This is a genomic window from Nocardia sp. NPDC050710, assembly GCF_040654375.1.
In the GTDB taxonomy this organism is placed as follows: Bacteria; Actinomycetota; Actinomycetes; order Mycobacteriales; family Mycobacteriaceae; genus Nocardia.
Map to the genome: position 1 here is coordinate 147,616 of NZ_JBFAHV010000006.1, position 17,795 is coordinate 165,410.

Annotated in this window: 11 protein-coding genes and 1 pseudogene; 5 read left to right on the plus strand and 7 right to left on the minus strand. The window is 68.0% G+C overall.

The window, feature by feature from the left end; translation table 11 throughout:
- Window position 1: 1 nt before the first annotated feature.
- Window positions 2-1,216 carry an imidazolonepropionase gene (hutI, locus tag AB0H61_RS14315; RefSeq protein ID WP_357303941.1) on the minus strand — a complete coding sequence of 405 codons (1,215 nt, stop codon included), beginning with the start codon at window positions 1,214-1,216 and terminating at the stop codon, window positions 2-4.
- A 254-nt stretch (window positions 1,217-1,470) separates the two neighbouring features.
- A pseudogene (locus tag AB0H61_RS14320) lies at window positions 1,471-1,620 on the minus strand (hypothetical protein); the annotation flags it as partial.
- A 230-nt stretch (window positions 1,621-1,850) separates the two neighbouring features.
- Here AB0H61_RS14320 and hutC point away from each other — a divergent pair.
- Entirely contained in the window at window positions 1,851-2,606 is a 756-nt protein-coding gene (gene hutC / locus AB0H61_RS14325; protein ID WP_357303556.1) for a histidine utilization repressor, read from the plus strand.
- Here hutC and AB0H61_RS14330 read toward each other — a convergent pair.
- Window positions 2,596-3,219, minus strand: coding sequence for a TetR/AcrR family transcriptional regulator (locus AB0H61_RS14330; RefSeq protein WP_357303558.1), 624 nt, complete (start codon window positions 3,217-3,219; stop codon window positions 2,596-2,598). The genes hutC and AB0H61_RS14330 overlap by 11 nt on opposite strands.
- A gap of 108 nt (window positions 3,220-3,327) precedes the next feature.
- Between AB0H61_RS14330 and AB0H61_RS14335 the strand changes: the two genes are divergently transcribed.
- Window positions 3,328-4,260, plus strand: coding sequence for an alpha/beta fold hydrolase (locus AB0H61_RS14335; RefSeq protein ID WP_357303561.1), 933 nt, complete (start codon window positions 3,328-3,330; stop codon window positions 4,258-4,260).
- Between the two features lie 151 nt (window positions 4,261-4,411).
- Here AB0H61_RS14335 and AB0H61_RS14340 read toward each other — a convergent pair whose 3' ends face one another.
- On the minus strand, window positions 4,412-5,806 hold the full coding sequence (locus tag AB0H61_RS14340) for a serine hydrolase (protein WP_357303563.1): 1,395 nt from the start codon (window positions 5,804-5,806) through the stop codon (window positions 4,412-4,414).
- A 452-nt stretch (window positions 5,807-6,258) separates the two neighbouring features.
- Between AB0H61_RS14340 and AB0H61_RS14345 the strand changes: the two genes are divergently transcribed.
- From AB0H61_RS14345 to AB0H61_RS14355, 3 genes are all read left to right on the plus strand, one after another.
- Entirely contained in the window at window positions 6,259-7,677 is a 1,419-nt protein-coding gene (locus AB0H61_RS14345) for a DUF1254 domain-containing protein (RefSeq protein WP_357303566.1), read from the plus strand.
- A gap of 79 nt (window positions 7,678-7,756) precedes the next feature.
- Window positions 7,757-8,968 carry a M14 family zinc carboxypeptidase gene (locus AB0H61_RS14350; protein ID WP_357303569.1) on the plus strand — a complete coding sequence of 404 codons (1,212 nt, stop codon included), beginning with the start codon at window positions 7,757-7,759 and terminating at the stop codon, window positions 8,966-8,968.
- A 92-nt stretch (window positions 8,969-9,060) separates the two neighbouring features.
- Window positions 9,061-9,732: a hypothetical protein gene (locus AB0H61_RS14355; RefSeq protein ID WP_357303571.1), complete on the plus strand. Its 672-nt coding sequence runs from the start codon at window positions 9,061-9,063 to the stop codon at window positions 9,730-9,732.
- 28 nt (window positions 9,733-9,760) lie between these two features.
- Here AB0H61_RS14355 and AB0H61_RS14360 read toward each other — a convergent pair whose 3' ends face one another.
- The 3 genes from AB0H61_RS14360 to AB0H61_RS14370 form a co-directional block, all read right to left on the minus strand.
- The gene (locus AB0H61_RS14360; protein WP_357303574.1) at window positions 9,761-15,883 is read right to left on the minus strand and encodes an amino acid adenylation domain-containing protein; all 6,123 of its coding nucleotides are present in this window, start codon (window positions 15,881-15,883) and stop codon (window positions 9,761-9,763) included.
- Between the two features lie 174 nt (window positions 15,884-16,057).
- The gene (locus AB0H61_RS14365) at window positions 16,058-16,879 is read right to left on the minus strand and encodes a hypothetical protein (RefSeq protein ID WP_357303577.1); all 822 of its coding nucleotides are present in this window, start codon (window positions 16,877-16,879) and stop codon (window positions 16,058-16,060) included.
- Window positions 16,880-16,890: 11 nt separating this feature from the next.
- Window positions 16,891-17,652, minus strand: a complete 762-nt coding sequence (locus AB0H61_RS14370) for a hypothetical protein (RefSeq protein WP_357303579.1) — start codon at window positions 17,650-17,652, stop codon at window positions 16,891-16,893.
- Window positions 17,653-17,795 lie beyond the last annotated feature (143 nt).

Here is a 17,795-nt window from a genome sequence, read left to right on the forward strand (position 1 = left end):
GTCACCGCATTCCCTCCGCGTTCGGTTCCGGATCGACGGCGAGGCGGCCGTCCTTCCACACCTCGCGCACCAGCGCCACCCCCGGCCGATAGGCCAGATGCAGGTACGACGGCGCGTCGAGGGAGATGGCGTCGGCACTGGCCCCGATGCCGAGCCACCCGACATCGGTGCGCCGCAGCGCCCGCGCGCCGCCCGCGGTCGCCGCCCACACCGCCTCGGCCGGGGTCATCCGCGATTCCCGCACCGCGAGCGCGATACAGAACGGCAGGCTGGTGGTGTAGCAGGTGCCGGGATTGCAGTCCGCCCCCAATGCCACGGTGACGCCCGCGTCCAGCAGCGCCCGCGCGTCGGGATAGCTGTTGCGCGTGCAGAAGTCGGCTCCGGGCAGCAGCGTCGCCACCGTCGAACTGCCCGCGAGGGCATCGATATCCGCGGGCGAGATGTAGGTGACGTGGTCGACCGAGGCCGCGCCCAATTCGACCGCCAGCTGAACGCCGGGACCGTGGCCGAGCTGATTGCCGTGCACTCGCGGCACCAGCCCTTTCGCGATACCCGCGCTGAGCACGGCGTGCGCCTGCTCCCGATCGAAGGCGCCGCGCTCACAGAAGACATCGATCCATTTCGCGTGCGGCGCACAGGCATCGATCATCTCCTCGCATACCATCGCGACGTAGTCGTCGGCCCGCCCCGCGTACTCCGGTGGCGGCACATGCGCCGCAAGCAGGGTCACCTCGTCGGTGAACCGGCCCGCCACCTGGGCGCTGCGCAGTTCGTCCGGGGTGGTCTGGCCATATCCGGTCTTGCACTCCACCGTGGTGCTGCCCGAGCGCAGCGCCTCGGCGAGCAACCGGCGCATATTGTCCGCGAGTTGCTCGTCGGTGGCGGCCCGGGTGGCCGCGATGGTGGTGCGGATACCGCCCGCCGCGTACTTCTCGCCGGACATTCTGGCCGCGAATTCCTCCGCGCGTTCCCCGGCGAAGACCAGGTGCGAATGGCTTTCCACGAAACCGGGCAGCACCGCCCGGCCGCCGAGGTCGACCCGGTGATCGGCGGCGGGTGCGTGGGCCGCATCGCCGACCCAGGCGACCACCCCGCCGTCGAAGACGATCGTGGCGTCGTCGCGCAGCCCGAGCGGGCCATCGCCCAGGGTCGGGTCGTTGGTGACGAGGGTGCCGATATTCGTCAGGACGGTGGTCCGGGAACCGCTGTCGGGCACGGTATGTCCTCGCTGGTTCATGCCCGCGAGTCGACCATCTCGGTGTGTGCCGGATAGATCATGGCGGCGGGCGGGTTGCTGGTGCGCGCGGCGAGCGGGTAGTAGATCGCCGCCGTGAACAGGATGCCGACGATCCACGAGATATCCGCGCCGCCGAGCAGGTCGGTGACCGGACCGGTATACAACTTCTGCGCCAGGAAGGGGATCTGGACGACGATACCGAGCCCGTAGCAGGTCAGGGCTGTGACATTCCAGGCGCAATCAGTGCCATTGGCGATGCACACCTGACCGGCGTGGATGGATCGGCCCATACCGACGCCGCCGCCGTGGTGGATCGACACCCAGGACGCGCCGGAGGCCGTGTTGACCAGGGCATTCAGCGGCCAGTCGGCGATGGATGCGGCCCGCTGCCGGTCGGTCCGGGTGGCGTCGTGGCCCGGAACACGACCGGCGGCGAGTGTGCGCTGGATCGCAATCTGCGTCCGGAAGTTGTATATTCCTGTATATACAAATCTGTCAAGAGTGGAGTTCATCGACGAGAGGGTGAGTTCGGTGGCGCGGCAACTCGATTCGCGCCGCTCGGCGGCCGATTCCGGTCGCTAGACTGCGGTGGCCGAACAGACGGGTGCAAAGGATGGCGATGATCGACGGGGACGCAGCACTCGCCGCGCTGTACGACGAGGTCGGCGGCTCGTCGGCGCCCGCCTATGAGCGGGTGAAGAACCTGGTGGCCGCCCAGATCCGGTCCGGGCGCTGGTCCGAGGGCGACCAATTGCCGTCGGAGAACCAGTTCGTCACCGCGCTGGGACTGTCGCGGATGACGATCAACCGGGCCATGCGTGAACTCACCGCCGAGGGGCTGATCGTGCGAATGATGGGGGTCGGCACCTTCGTCGCCAGCACCAAGACGTCCTCACCGCTGTTCGAGGTCAAGAACATCGCCGATGAGATCCAGCAGTGCGGGCACCGGCATCGCACCGAGGTGATTCTGGTGCGCGAGGAATCGACCGAGCAGGCCAAGGCCTTCGTGCGGGAGGCGATCGGGCCGCGCGCCTTCCACTCGGTGCTCGTGCATTACGAGGACGACATCCCCATCCAGGTCGAGGACCGATTCGTGAACCCGACCGAGGCGCCCGGATATCTAGAGCAGGACTTCGCCGCGGTGACCCCGAACGACTACCTGAGCCGGGTGGCTCCGCTGGTGCGCGGCGAGCACGTCGTCGAGGCGGTGCTCGGCAGTCCGGAGGAATGCGGGCTGCTACAGATCGATCGCGGCGAGCCGTGTCTGCTGATCCGCAGGCGCACCTGGTCCGAACACGGACTGGTGAGCGCCGCCCGATTGATCCACCCCGGTTCCCGCAACCGGCTGGAGGGCGATTTCAAGCGCTGACAGCGGGCGCGTACGCCGCCAGATAGCGCGTTATCGCCACTCGAGCCTGCGCGAGAATCGTCGGATCACCCTCGGGTGAGCGGCGATACGCCAATTCGAGGATTCGATCGCCGAGTTCGACGGCCACCTCGGTGACGAGCCGGTCGGTTCCCTGGCGCAGCAGCCCGCGATCCAGCAGCAGTGCGTGCACCATGCCCGCCAGCCGCATTCGATGTTCATAACCGTCCGGGAATTGGCCGGATTCACGGCGTGAGTAGTACATCGTCACCATTTCCGGGTGCGCGCGATACAGCGCGTGATGTAGGGCGACGATCTGATCCACCGCCTCGGCGAGGGTTTTCGCTTCGATGCCGGCCAGCTTTCCGGACAGTTGCTCATCCATCTGGCCGACGCTGCGCAGGGTCAGTTCTTGCAGCACCGCTTCGCGATTGGCGAAGTACTGGTACAGCGTGGCAACCGGAACCCCGGCGCGCGCGGCCAGGGCGCGGGTGGTCACCGCGGCGGGGCCGCCTTCATCCAGCAACTCCCGGGCCGCCTGCAAGATCTGCTCGACGCGTTCGCGGCTGCGGCGCTGGATCGGTTCGCGGCGGCGTAGCGGTACTTCGGAGGGCACGGCATACATCTTTCCACGGGGTCGGAAATATCGGTGATGTATATGAACCTGAATCATGTTCATGTTAGCGTGTCGCCCGGAACGTCCAGCGTCATGTGAAGGTCCCTGATGAAGTCTCTTTCGCTACCAGTGCTGATGGTCACCGCCATTGCCGTGATATTCGGATGCGGGTCCGCCGCCACGGCGGAACTGCCGGTGTACTACGGCAACGACCGCATGCTGCAGATCGCGCATACCGATTGGGACGGTGCGGTTTCCGGTGCCAACGACTACTCCTGTACAGCCTCCGTCGAGCATCCGGAGCCGGTGGTGCTGGTCGGCTCGACCTTCCTCTCCGCCGCGGTGAACTGGACCGCGCTCGCGCCGTACCTGTATAACCACGGGTTCTGTGTCTTCACGCTGAACTACGGACGCTCGATGTACCGGGTCCCGCCGGGTCTGAACGGCATGGATCCGATGCCGATGTCGGCGTCCGAGCTCGGCGCGCTGGTCGATCGAGTGCTCGCCGCGACCGGTGCGTCGAAGGTGGACCTGGTCGCACATTCCCAAGGGGGTCTGGTCGCGCGGTACTTCGTCAACGAAACCGGCGGCGAGGACAAGGTCGATCAGGTGGTGCTGCTCTCCTCGCCCTACACCATGACCGGGCTGCCGGTGGATGTGGCGGCGGTGGCGAGCGAGGTGATTCCGAAGCCGCTGTACGACGCGATCCTCTACAACGGGTTGGTACCGCCGCTCGGTCTCAACTTCCTGGATCCGTGGTCGGTCGTCGCCGCGCAGGTGCTGCGGCCGAATATCCGGTACACCCAGATCACCGGCCGCGCCGACGAAATCGGCTTCTTCGGTGGCATGCGAGCGCCGGACGGTGCGGTGAATACGACCACGCAGTACATCGACGACATCTGCCCGACGGACTTCTCCCAGCACTTCGCCCAGCCGTATTCACCGACCGCGGTCGCATTGATCGGCAATGCCCTCGACCCCGCACATCCGGTGCCGCCACCCTGCACGTTGGTGCCGCTGTACTCCCTGGGCCAGGGATGAGACCTTCGCCGTTCGGCAACGTGGCCGAACGGCGAAGGCTCGCTCGCCGTTCCGCGAGCGGGCCGAATGTCGCGTCCGGGTCTGTGGGTTCGAGTTGTCGGAGGGGGCTACTCGAAACCCGGACCCGGCACGTGGGAAATCGGCGGACCTGTTATCGCGGGCTGTCGCCGAGGGCTTGCACCGCGGCCGCCACCTGGCCGCCCACATCCAGGAGCAGCCGGAATACGTCGACGGGCACCGGTTTTCCATTGCACCAGAGCACATTGCAATTCGTCGAGGCGTAGGGGCCGACACCGAGCAGGATGGCGGCGGCGTTCAGCGGGTCGGCGAGTTCGGCGAGGTCTTCCGGGTTCCGGACGAGCGGGACGGTGGGATCGGTGACGGCATACGGGTCGGCGAACGGTTCGTCGGCCATATCCTCGACCGCCGCATTGACCCTCCGGAAGTACTCCTTGTTATCCGGATTGGAGGTGCCGGTCAGCAACCCGGTGATATTGCTCGGGTCGACGCGGCTGGGTATGCCCAACCGCACGATCACCAGATCCCGGCTCGGCACCACCGCGACGAACTGGCCGAGCGCTCCGGAGAAGGCGTACATATCGCGCGGCGAGCCGACGAAGACTGAATGCGAATAGTGCTGGGGGACAGGAACATTAACTCCGCGATAGGTGTCACCCGCGTTGAGCCACATCAGGAATCCGTAGCCGCCGTTGGCCTCGGTCGGTTCGACCGCCTGCCGCAGATAGTCGGCGTCGATGAGCTGCTCGTCCCGCCAGCGGCCCTGTTGCAGCAGTAGTTGCCCGATCCGCGCGAGATCGCTCGGCCGCATGGCGAGCCCGCCGTTGACCGCGGTGTTGCCGCTGCGGTCGCGCAGCCACACCCATTGGTCGCGGTCGATGCCCAAGGGCCCCATCAGTTCTCGCTGTACGAACTCCTGGAAGTCGATGCCGGTGCTGATCTCGATGATCTTCGGTAGCAGCGCGAGCACCGCTTGTGCGTATTGGAAGGTGGTGCCCGGTTCGTAATCGAAGGGAGCGTTGAGGTTCTGCGATACCTCGTCGGTGTAGATCCCGGCGATATCCGCGGGCCAGCTGAAGTGTAGGCCGGTGGTCTGGGTCAGCACCTGCCGCACGGTCAGCGCCGCATGCGCCGGATCGGCCTGCGGGAAGAACCGCCCCAGTCGATCGTCCACGCCGAAGTAGCCCAGCGAGACCGCCCGCCCCACCGCGACCGCGGCGACCCCTTTGCTGCCGCTGGCCAGGGGCATCGGAACATTCCCGGTCGAGGTGCGCTCGCCGACCAGGCATCCGTGCCGGTAGATCTGCACGGCGTAGCCGCCGGTGCTCGCGCCGAACTCGATCGCGTCGCTGACCGCGGCCGGATCCATGCCGACCGCGTCCGCGTCCCGGCGTTCGAAAACCGCGCCCATCCCCGGCTCGGCGCATGTCGTCTCGGGTTGCGCGGCGGCCAGGGGTGATGCCAGCGACAGGGTGAGGAGCACGGTGGCAGCGAATCCACCCATCCAGGTACTACGGCGGAACTTCATACGGGCACTTTCTGCGCGGAAGAGCTGTCAGGACAATGCGTTCGCGCGGGCATTGCGCTCCACGCTGAAGTAGGTCCGGGCTGAAGTAGATCCGGTCGGAGGGCGGCAGCCGATTGCCGCGATCCAGCGCATCGCTGTACCGAACCCCATCGTCGAGGTCTCCTCACTCGAATTCCCGGTGCCGGCGCCCACCCCATGATGTGACACTTGCCGGTCTCAGATGCATGTTACGGCGGAGTAATCCGGAACACAATCGCGTGCCGAATGCGGTGAGCCTCACGAGGCAACCGGTCGGTATGTGACGCACTCCGGCGCGGCGTCGCGCGTGCACCTCATCCGGAATGTGTGAGGACGGGCCGAAATCCGGCCCATACGGTCGGATCAGGGCGCGTACCGACAGGCCGGTTGTGCGTGGTGTTCCCCAGGTCTTCGAACCGAGCGAAGGAGAGCCGATGGTCTTCGGCAGACGTGGACGCCCGAGGAACGGGTCGCTACTCGCGCTGGCGGCGCTGACGGTCTCGGTACTGGTGACCACCGCATGCGCTTCGGACGGTGACGGTTCGGCCACTACTCCCAGCCCACCTGCCGACGCCGACGACGCGAAGTCGATAGCCACCGACGCCTACGTATTCGGATATCCGCTGGTGCTGATGGATGCGACCCGGGCAACGGCGGCCCCGGCCAATACCTTCGATCACGCGACTTCGCTGCCCACCCCGGACGACCGCCAAGTGGTCCGGCTGAACCTGGACACCCTCTACTCGCAGGCCTGGCTGGATCTGAGGGCCGAGCCCATGGTGCTCCAGGTGCCCGCGATGGAGGCCGGGCGGTACTGGCTGATGCAGATCTTGGACGCGTGGAGCAATACCCGTCATGATCCGAGCAGCATCGAACCGCAGACCCGGGCGGGCGCGGCGACCCCGCCGTATACCTATGTCATCACGGGCCCGGGATGGTCCGGTGCGCTGCCCGCGAACACCATCCAGCTGTCGATGCCGACGAATATCGCGTGGCTGATCGGTCGGATCCAGGTCGACGGTCAGGACGATGTCGACAAGGTCCTGGCCATACAACGGCAGATGAGGTTGGTACCGGTGAGCCGATGGAACAATGGTCCACTCGAGCCGACCGCCGCCGCACCGCCGTCGGACAAGTCGGTCTCGCCGACCGCGCAGGTCGCGGCGATGGACGGTTCGACCTTCTTCGCCAAGATGAACGCGCTGATGGCCGCCGATCCGCCCGCGCCGGAGGACGCGCCCGCGATGAAGCGTTTCGCGACCATCGGTGTAGCCCCGGGCGGCACCGTGAATCAGCCCGCGGACACTCTCGACGCGGCCGCCGCCGAGGCTCAGCGCAGGATCGCCGCCTTCGTCGATGCGAAGATCCAGGACGAGAACGGCTGGCAGTTCGCCGTCGATGTCGGCGCTTACGGCACCGACTATTTGGTCCGCGCCAGTGTCGCACTGCGTGGGCTCGGCGCCAATCTGCCCCGGGATGCCGTATATCCGACCATCTTCGGCAATGCCGATGTCAACGGCACACCACGTCGGTTCCGAATTCGTTTCGCGCCGGGACAATTGCCGCCGGTCGGCGCGTTCTGGTCCATCACCGCCTACGATGCCGACAGCTTCCTGATCGACAACCCGGCGGATATCTACGCCGTCGGACATCAGGTTCCGGTGGTCGCGGAACCCGACGGGTCGGTGGAGATCGCGGTCCAGCACGACGATCCCGGCGCCGACGTACCGACCGGCAATTGGCTGCCCATCCCGGCCTCGGGTCCGTTCTCCCTCACCATGCGCCTGTACGCGCCCGAACTCTCGGTCCTCGACGGTAGTTGGCGGCCTCCCGCGCTGAACGAGCAGTCCTGACGGGCGTGCGCGGATTGTGAACGCCGGGGCGGACTTTCGCGGCCGGGTATCCTGGCATCCACGGGAGGGGAGGACGACGATGTGGGTTTCGCGCGGGTGGGTCGCCGCGGTGGTGGGGTGGCTGCTGGTCGCCGTCGGCGCGGGTAGCGCGGTCGCGGAGGAACCGCTGGTGTGCTCCGGGCCGATCTGCACGGTGTACGGGCCGACCTATTACGGCGGGTATCACACGGCGGCGGATATGCTCCGGCACGTCGACACTGTGGGCCGGGCCTACCCGGGAATCGCGACGGCCTACGGCATCGGCGAGTCCTGGTTGGCGACCCAGGGACGCGGTGGCCATCCGCTGCGGGCGCTCTGTCTGACCGGTGTCGAACCGGGTGCCGGTTCGCAGGTGAAGGCGGTCGCGAAGGTGGGGCTCGGGTTGTTCCGACCGGCCGGGTGTGTCATGTCGAAGGCGTCGAGCAAACCGAAGTTGTTGCTGATCGCCCAGATTCACGCCAGGGAGCTCGCGACCGGGGAACTGATGTGGCGCTGGATCGACTATCTCGCCGACGGCTACGGCGTGGATCCCGTGGCGACCGCGATCCTGGACGAGACCGAGGTCTGGATCGTCCCGGTGGCCAACCCCGACGGCGTCGACGTGGTGTCATCCGGCGGGGACCAGCCGGGATTCCAGCGCAAAAATCTCGATGCGCCGCCAGAGTCCTGTCTGGACGATACGGAGGAGGCACGCTACTACGAACGGGGCGTCGATCTGGAACGGAACTTCACCGAACGGTGGGGTGAGCCGGGTTCCAGCGCCGAGCCGTGCGATAGCGACTATCGCGGCGCACATCCCACCTCGGAGCCGGAGACCCGGGCACTCGAAGGATTGATGTCGAATATCTTCGCCGATCAGCGCGATGGTTCCGATCCTGTCGAAGTGCCCGATACCGCCTCCGGCCTGATCATCGACCTGCACTCCTACGGCAACTATGTCCTCACCCCCGCGGTGACCGGGCCCGAGGACGGCGCGCAGTTGCGCCGCCTCGCCGACCGGATCGCGCCGCCCGGCTTCGGCACGGGCACCCCGGAGGAGACCGTCGGTTACCCGGTCTCTGGCACGAGTTTGGACCAGGCGTACGGCGCGCTGGGTGTCGCCGCGCTGGTGATCGAGATCGGACCGCGCGGTGACGGGGGCTGCAACGGCTTCTTTCCGCAGTACTCCTGCGTCGACACGTTGTTCTGGCCGCAGATCAGGCAGGCGTTCACCGCGGCCGCCGGCGCGGCGGGCGCACCCTATCGTCAATAGCTCGTTCTCCGGGATGGATCGTTGACCGCCGGGATATGGCGATTTACGCTGCGCGAACAAACTGAAACCTGTTACAGAACGAGGGTGGTTCGGTGGCTTCGACAAAGCTCGTCTTCGCGCTCTGGGGCGTCCGCGACCTACTGGACCCCGGGTTCACCGCCCGATGTGTCGCGGCCGGTGCGCGGCGACTACAGGTGAATGTCTCCGATGCCGCCGTCGCCTCGGCCATGTTGCGGCTCACCACCTTCGACGACCCGATCCAGGCGGTGGTGAGCGTCTGGCTGCCCGCCGATCGCGATCCGGCAGCGGTGATCGAGGCGGTCGGGTCGGCGGCGGCGCGCAGCGCGGGCTGGCAGGTCGAGGAACGCGTGCTGCTCGAACTCCCCGCGCTCCCGGTCGGGGAACGCACCCCCGGCCTGGCGAATATCGCCTTCCTGCGTCGCCCCGAATCCCAGCCCTACGACGAATGGCTCGAGTGCTGGCGCACCCATCACACTCCCGTCGCCATCGAAACCCAGGCCACCTTCGGCTATGTCCAGAATCGGGTCCTCGCCCCCGCCACCGTGGGCGCGCCCGAGATCGCAGCGATCGTCGAGGAACAGTTCCCGATCGAGGCACTGGCCGATCCGCACGCCTTCTACGGCAGCGGCGGCGCCCCCGAGGAGCTGAACCGCCGCATCGAACGCATGATGCGCAGCGTCGCCACCTTCGGCGCGGACCGTGATCTCGACCTCATCCCCACCAGCCGCTATCGGTTGCACTGAGCCGCAGTGAACTCGGTGTCGGGACCGCTCAGTTCGCCGGGAGGAATCCGGATACCAGGAACTCCCTGATGTAGGCGTCGAGTGCCGGGCGGTCCACCGTCGGGCACTCGATGGTGGTGCCGCGCAGCGCTTCTCTGGCGTCGGAATCGGACCAGTCGAGGTCGGCGGCGAGCCCGGCGTAGTTCGCGCTGAGCAGCGCGGCGCGGACCAGGGAGTCGTCGCCCGCGGCGTTGCGCAACCGGGATTCCCGGTCCAGCGCGGCGGAGACGACCTCCAGCGGTTCGATCGCCACGGGCAAGCCGTGTTCGCGCAGGCTGTCGAAGACCTCGTTTACCGGCACCGGGATCCGATTGACCAGGTGATACACCGCCGCGGACGGTTCGGTCGCGGCGATCTCGACGATCGCGCGGGCCACATAGCTCACGGGAACCAGCGAGACGGTCGCGTCGCCGATCTCGGGCGCCATGCCGAGGATCGCGGCGGCGCGAATCATATTCCAGAACGAGTCGTCGGCGCTGTTCACGCCGGCGCGGGGATCACCGCAGATGGTCCCCGGGCGATAGATGCCGACGGGAATACCGCGCGCGCCCGCCTGCCGGACCAATTCTTCTGCGGCCCACTTGGATTGGGCATAGCCATTGTCGGGCAGTTGATCGGCGCGCAGCCGCAGCGTCTCCGCGATGGGCCCGTCGACCGGCTGGGTGCCGACGGTGGCGCCGATGGTGGAGATGAAATGCACCGCCTTGATCCGGCGGGTCGACGCGAGCCGCAGCACCTCCCTGGTGCTCTCGACATTGGCGGCACGCAGCCGGGCATACGGGTCGACGTGATTGACGCGCGCGCCGTTGTGATAGATCGCGTCGATGGTCGAGGCGAGATGATCGTGATCGGCGTCGGATAATCCCAACCGCGGTGCGGCGAGATCGCCGGGGACGGCGACGATCCGGTCGGCCGTCGCGGCATCCCACAGCCGGTACCGGGTCAGTGCGCGGCGGATCCGATTGGTCCCGGCGTCCACGCCCGCCGCACGGACCAGACACCACACCCGGGCGTCGGTGTGGTCCAGCAGTTCCCGGAGCAGATGTGCGCCGAGGAAACCGGTCGCACCGGTCAGCAGGACCTCGCGCACCGGTCCGGTGTGGATCGGCGTGGTGTCACCGGGGGCGATCTCGGGTTCCAGGACGGCGTCGGCGGCCGCGGCGGTGTCGCGGACCGGTGCCGCCGACCCGGCGAACGATGCGGCGAGCGCGCCGACCGTGGGGGTGGCGAGCAGCGCGGACATGGGCACATCGCGCCCGAGCCGGGCCGAGAGCCGTTGGTGCAGCGTGAAGGCCATCAGCGAGGAGCCACCGAGCTCGAAGAAGTCGTCCTCGACCCCGATCGGGGATACGGTGAGCACCTCGGCGAAGACCTCGGCGATCGCGCGTTCGAGCGGCGTCGACGGTGCGGCTCCCTCACGCGCGGCGAATACCGGCCGTGGCAAGGCCTTCCGATCGAGTTTGCCACTGGTATTGACGGGAAAGGATGTCAGAGACATCACCGCCGCGGGCACCATATATCCCGGCAGCACCCGGGAAACCGAGCGCCGCAACGCATCCGGATCGACCGAGGCGCCGGGCGCGGGCACCACATAGCCGACCAGCCGGACCCCGCCCTCGGACGGTTGTACCGCCACCGCCGCCTGGCCGACGTCGGGATCGGCGAGCAGTGCGGTTTCGATTTCGCCCAGTTCGATCCGATGTCCACGCACCTTCACCTGGAAGTCGGTGCGCCCGAGGTAATCCAATGTGCCGCGGGGGTTCCAGCGCACCAGATCACCGGTGCGGTACATCCGCGCACCGGTGTCGTCGAGCGGATTCGCGACGAAGCGACCGGCGGTGAGCCCGGGCGCTCCGTGGTAGCCGCGAGCGAGCTGGATACCCGCCAGATAGAGCTCGCCGACCGCGCCGATCGGCACCGAGCGCAGGCGCTCGTCCAGGACGAAGCATCGGGAGTTCCATTCCGGCACACCGATCGGCACCGCGGCCGCGACCTGGTCGGCGGCCCGCGCATGATGCTCGGTAATGCTCACCGCGGCCTCGGTCGGACCGTACAGGTTGTGCACCTCGGCGGCGCAGACCGCACCGAATGCCCGCGCGGTCTCCGGCGGCAGCGCCTCGCCGATCACGAAAATCGCACGCAGCGAGGCGAGTTCGGCGGCGGAGGCATGTGTCGCGAAGACCGAGAGCATGGACGGCACGAAATCGGTGAGGGTGATTCGGTGTTCGGCGATCAACCGGCCCAGCGCCGCCGGATCTCGGTGTTCGTCCGGCCCGGCCAATATCATCGTGGCCCCCGCGCGCAGCGGCAGGAAGTACCCCCACAGCGATACGTCGAATGTCGCCGGGGTCTTCTGCAGGTAGCGGTCCGCGGCGTCGACCCGGTAGCGGTCCTGCATCCACGCCAGCTGGTTGACGATCGCATCGTGGCTGACCGCAACGCCTTTCGGGCGACCCGTGGAACCGGAGGTGTAGATGACGTAGGCCGGGTTGGCCCCGCACAGTGGTGCGCGGCGTTCGGCGTCGAGCACCGGTTCCGGGCTGAACGGCGTCAGGTCCAGGGTGTCGATCGGATGCGCGGCGGTGACCGCGAACGCGTCCGCGACGGTGGTGAGCACGCAGCGCGGTGCGGCGGCTTCCACCACATATCGGATGCGGTCGCCAGGATGGTCGGGATCGATCGGCACCCAGCAACCGCCCGCCGCCACGATGGCGCAGAGCGCCACCACTTGGTCGATGGAGCGGCGCATCGCCACCGCGACCACCGTCTCCGGGCCGACGCCCTGCGCGATGAGCCAGCGGGCCAGTCGATTTCCGCGGCGGTAGAGCTGCGCGTAGGTCACCGAATCCGCGCCGCGGATCACGGCGACCGCATCCGGTGTCGTACTGGCGTGCCGTCCCAATGCGGCGTTCAGCGTCTCCGTCGCGACCCCGCGTTCGGGTCCGGTGGACCAGGTCCGGATCCGCCGCTGCTCGGCCGGGTCGACGATATCGATATCGCCGACCGTGACCGTGGGATCCGCCGCCACTTCGTGCAGTACGCGCAGATAACAGTCGAGGAACCGCTGCACCGTCTCCTCGTCGAAAAGGTCGGTGGCATAACAGAACCGGATGGCGATCGGCCCCGGACTGCCGTCGACGCCGATCGTATCCACCACCACGATATGCAGGTCGGTCTTGGCCGTTGTGGCATCGACATCGACGAAGGAGAAGCTCAGCCCGGGTAGTTCGAGACTGGCCTGGGCGAAGTTCTGGAAGGCGAAACCGACCTGGTACAGCGGATGACGCCCCGGCGAGCGCACCGGGTCGACGGCATCCACGATGTGCTCGAACGGCGCCTCGGCGTGCGCGAAATTCGCGAGGTCGCGCTCCCTGGTCCGGGTGAGCAACTCCGCGAAACTTTCCGCCGGGTCGATCCGGGTCCGGGACACCGTGGTGTTGACGAACATTCCGACGAGATGGTCCAGCGCGGGTTCGGCGCGATTGGTCATCGGCACGCCGATGGCGATATCGGTGGTCCCGGAGAGCCGGGCGAGCAGTACCGCCAGCGCGGTCCGCATCACCATGAACAGCGTCGCCTTATGCCCCCGCGCGACGGCGAGAAGGTCGCGGTGCAGGGGCGCGGAGGTCGTCCGCTGCGCGGCCGCGCCGCGCAGCGATGCCGTGGCGGGCCGTGGCCGATCGGCGGGCAGATCGAGCTCATCGGGCAACCCGGCCAATTCCCGTGTCCAGTAGTCGAGTTGCCGCGACAGTGGCGAATTCGGATCGGCGCGGTCGCCGAGAACCTCTTGCTGCCAGAGGGCGTAGTCGGCGTACTGCACATCCAACGGACGCCAGCCCGGTGCCGCGCCCGAACTGCGCGCGGCGTAGGCGGTGGCGATGTCGACGGCCAGCGGAGCCAGTGACGAGCCGTCCGCGCAGATGTGGTGCACCGTGAAGGCCAGCACGTACCCGCCCTCGGTGCGCAGCAGCCGGATGCGCAGCGGCACTTCGGCAGCCACGTCGAAGCCGCGGCGCAATATCTCGCGTACCCGGGACTCGACCGCCTCGGCGGGCACCTCCTCGATGGCGAATTCGCCTACCACACTGTCGGTATCGAGCACCTGCTGGCGGGGTCCATCGGCATCGGCGGGATACCGGGTGCGCAACGCCTCGTGCCGTGCCACGGTGTCGGCGAACGCCGCGCGCAATGCCGCCACGTCGAGTTCTGTGTCGGAGACGCGCATCGCGAAGCCGATATTGTCCACCGCGGAGTCGGTGTCGAACTGGTTGCGCAGCCAGAACCGCAATTGCGCCGGGGACAGGGGGATTCGTCCGGGGCGCGTGCGGGCCAGCAGCGCCGGGCGGGCGCTGTCGAACCGCTGGGACTGGATGGCCTTCGCCAGCGTGGCGACGGTGGGATGGTCGAACACCAGCCGGGCCGGAATCCGCAATCGGCAGGTCTCGCTCAGGCGCGCCGCGACCTGGGTGGCGAGAATCGAATTGCCCCCGGCCGCAAAGAAATCGGAATCCGCGCCGACCAGCTCCCGGCCGAGTACATGGGCGAAGACGGCAGCGACGAGTTCCTCGCCGAGACCGGATAGTCGTCGCGAGGTCTGCTGTTCGGTCACCCGGGCGCGCAGTGCCGCCCGGTCGGTCTTGCCGGTCGGGGTCAGCGGTATCCGGTCGATGACGGTGATCGAGCTCGGCAGCATGAACCGGGGTAGCCGTCCCGCCATCGCGTGCGCGAGTTCGGCGGGCTCCGGCGCACTGCCGGGCTCGGCCTCGACGAAGGCCGCGAGTTCGGTCTCGCCCACGACGGTCTTCCGGTCGACGGTGACGGCCGACCGGATTCCGGGCAGCGCGGCCAGCGCGGTGTCGATCTCCCCGAGTTCGATACGGAAGCCGCGAATCTTGACCTGGTCGTCGCCGCGCCCGAGGTATTCGAGTTCGCCCGCGGCGCCCCATCGGACCAGATCGCCGGTGCGATACATCCGGGTGCCGGGTGTGCCGTGGGGATCGGCCACGAAGCGCTGCGCTGTCAGCCCCGGACGGCCCTGATAGCCCCGGGCGACCGCCGGACCCGAAAGATAGAGCTCACCCGCCACACCCACCCCGACCAGGCGTAGCCGCGAATCGAGCACCTGGCAGCGCAGACCCGGTACCGCCGTCCCGATGGTCACCGGTGCCTGGGTTGTCAGCGAGGCGCTGATGGTGGCCACGATCGTGGATTCGGTGGGCCCGTAGGCATTGTGGAAGCCGCGTCCGCCGAATGCCCAGCGTCGCACCAGGGCCGGGGGACAGGGTTCGCCTCCGACAATGACCACGCGCAGCGCGTCCAGACCCGCCGGTTCGATGGAGGCGAGGGCCGACGGCGTCAGAAAGGCGTGGGTGATCTCGTGTTCGGCCAGCAGCGTGGCCAGCTCCGCGCCGCCGTAGAGGGTGGGGGGCGCGATCACCATGGTCGCGGCCGCGCCGACGGCCAGTAGCAGTTCGAGTATCGAGGCGTCGAAACTCGGCGAGGCGAAATGCAGGGTGCGCGCGGTGTGGGTGAGCGCATATCGCGCGATCTGTTCGGCGCACAGGCCGGCCAGCCCGGCGTGGGTGACCGCCACACCTTTGGGCGTACCGGTCGACCCGGAGGTGTAGATGATGTAGGCCGGATTCGACATTCGCACCGGCGCGGCCTGATCGAGATAGGACAGTGGGTTGGCCGGTTCGGCCGACACCAGGGCGTCCGATTCGGGGTCGTCCAGGGCGTACCAGCGCACGTCGCCGGGGAGGGTCGACCGATGATCGCGGTGCGTCAGGCCGATCCGGGCGCCGCAGTCGCGAACCTGGAATTCGATGCGGGGCTGCGGAAATCCGGGGTCGATCGGCACGAAGGCGGCGCCCGTCTTCGCCACCGCCCAGACCGCGAGCACCGAATCGATCGACCGCGGCAAGGCGATCGCGACGGCATTCTCGGGCCCGGCGCCCTGCGCCAGCAGCATCCGGGCCAGCTGGGAGGACCGCGCGTCGAGCGCGCGATAGGTGAGCGTGTCCTCGCCGCAACACGCCGCGACCCCATCCGGATTCGACTCCGCGGCCGCGGTCAGCAACATCGCGAGCGTCGGCGCCTGCGCTGTCGCCATTCGGCGCGGCCGAACTCGGCGCGACGAGGCGGCGCGCTGAATACCACTGGTCACGTTCTGTCCCGCCTTGTGCAATGTGAGGAGCGGGCCGATGCTATATCGCGGTCGCGCTGTTCGCCATTCATGGGAGGATCGCGCCCAGCAAACTCTCCTGAGGCGGGCGTTCTGTCCCGGTCAGGCTGTGTCCGTACGCCTTTCGGATCGATCGCCGCTGCCCGGTGTCCGACCGCCGCGGAAGGCAGCGATGACCGTGACGACCAGAACGGTCACCAGTTCCAACAGGTTCCAGGCGACGAGATCCGCCACCGGTTCGATGGGTTCCGCCTCTCTGATCCGTGGTGGCATGGCGACGAAGGGGATTTCGGCCCGCGGGGCGGGTTCGGCGGCGGGCTCCGGCGGCGCGAGGACGACCGCCGGTGCGGGCTCCGGGGGCGGGCCGAGTCGGAGTGGGATGCCGGGTGCGGGCGCGGGCGGGCCGGGAAGTAAGAGCAGGCAGGTCAGGATGGCGCTGCCGGTCGCGGCGCTGCCGACCGCGGCGCTGCCCGGGCCGGATCCGCTGGAGCCCGGACCGATCAGAGCAGGTCCGATCGATCCGCTGCCGGTTGCCATTCCGAGCAGGATCGCCGCGCTTCCGATGACCGCGCTGCCGGTGCACGCGGTGGCGACGCTGCCGGTGTCGAGCCCCAGGGCCTCGGCCGGGCTCGCCGCCACCGGATCCGGGATCGCCGCCTCGATCGGCGCGGCGGGTTCGACGGCGGCGCCGCCGGTTCCGGCGAATCCTCGCATCGAAGGCGCCGGTTCGAGGCTCAGCGGGATGCCGAGCCCGGAACTGCCGGTCGCGAGCCCGGGATCCACCCGGATCGCACTGCCGGACACGATATCGCCCGGGGTGATCGGCAATGTCGGATCGGCGGTCGCGGGTGCGCCCGCGCCCACGGCGGCCAGCGAGAGCACCGCGAATACCCCTGCCCTGCTGCGTGATATGCCCGATCTCATCCGCGCCGTCGCTAACTGATCTGCTCGAAGCGGGCCAGCGCGAGGTCGAAGGCATCCCTCGAGACGATATTGCCGCCGGAGAACGGATGATCGAGATTGTGGATCTGCAGCAGCGCGGACCCGACCACGACGCCGAGCAGTCCGGTCATCAGTACGCTGCGCCGCGTCACCCGGACACCGGAGAGCACCGGGCTGAGCAGAAGTAGCAGCGTACCGAAAATCAGTGCGACATAGAGGAATCCGGGCAGCCCCTCGCGCGTATCCAGGGCGCGGTCCTGGCGGGCCTGCGCCACCCGGTCCAGGCCGGCCATGGCCTCCGCGCGCAGTTCGGAGACATTCGCATCGGGGGAGCTCAGCATGGCCACGGCATCGCGGAGCTGGTCCAGGGATTTCTGTGTATCCGGGCTGAGCCGTCCGTCGCGATCCATCACCGCCCATTCGGTCCCCACCACCTGCTCGGTGTAATCCCGTACCAGGCCCTGGATTCGGAGTTTCTCGGGAGCGGGCATGGCGTGCGCCGCCCAATAGGTGTCGACGAGCGCCTTGGACTCTGCGATGGTGTGGTTGCGCGCGTTCTGGTACTGCTGCCAGCTGATCACCACCACGAAAGCGACTACGGCCGTGAAGAATGTCTTGATCAGGTCGAGTACCAGGGTGCCCGCGGCCTCGTCCCCGGTCTGTCGCCAGGATTCCGGGCGCACCCGGTCCCCGGCCACGAATACGGTCATCGCCAGGGCCGCGGCGACGAGGGAAATGATCAGTTCCTGAGCCATGGCAGCGCTCCACCCTCCTCTGGACCGACGCGTGATCGGAGAAAACTGCGATCAGTCGGTATTCGTGGCGGCGGGCCCGGACAGATCGAGGACATCCTGTTGTCCGGAATGCGTTGCGGCAGAAGTATTTTCCAGAACGGAAA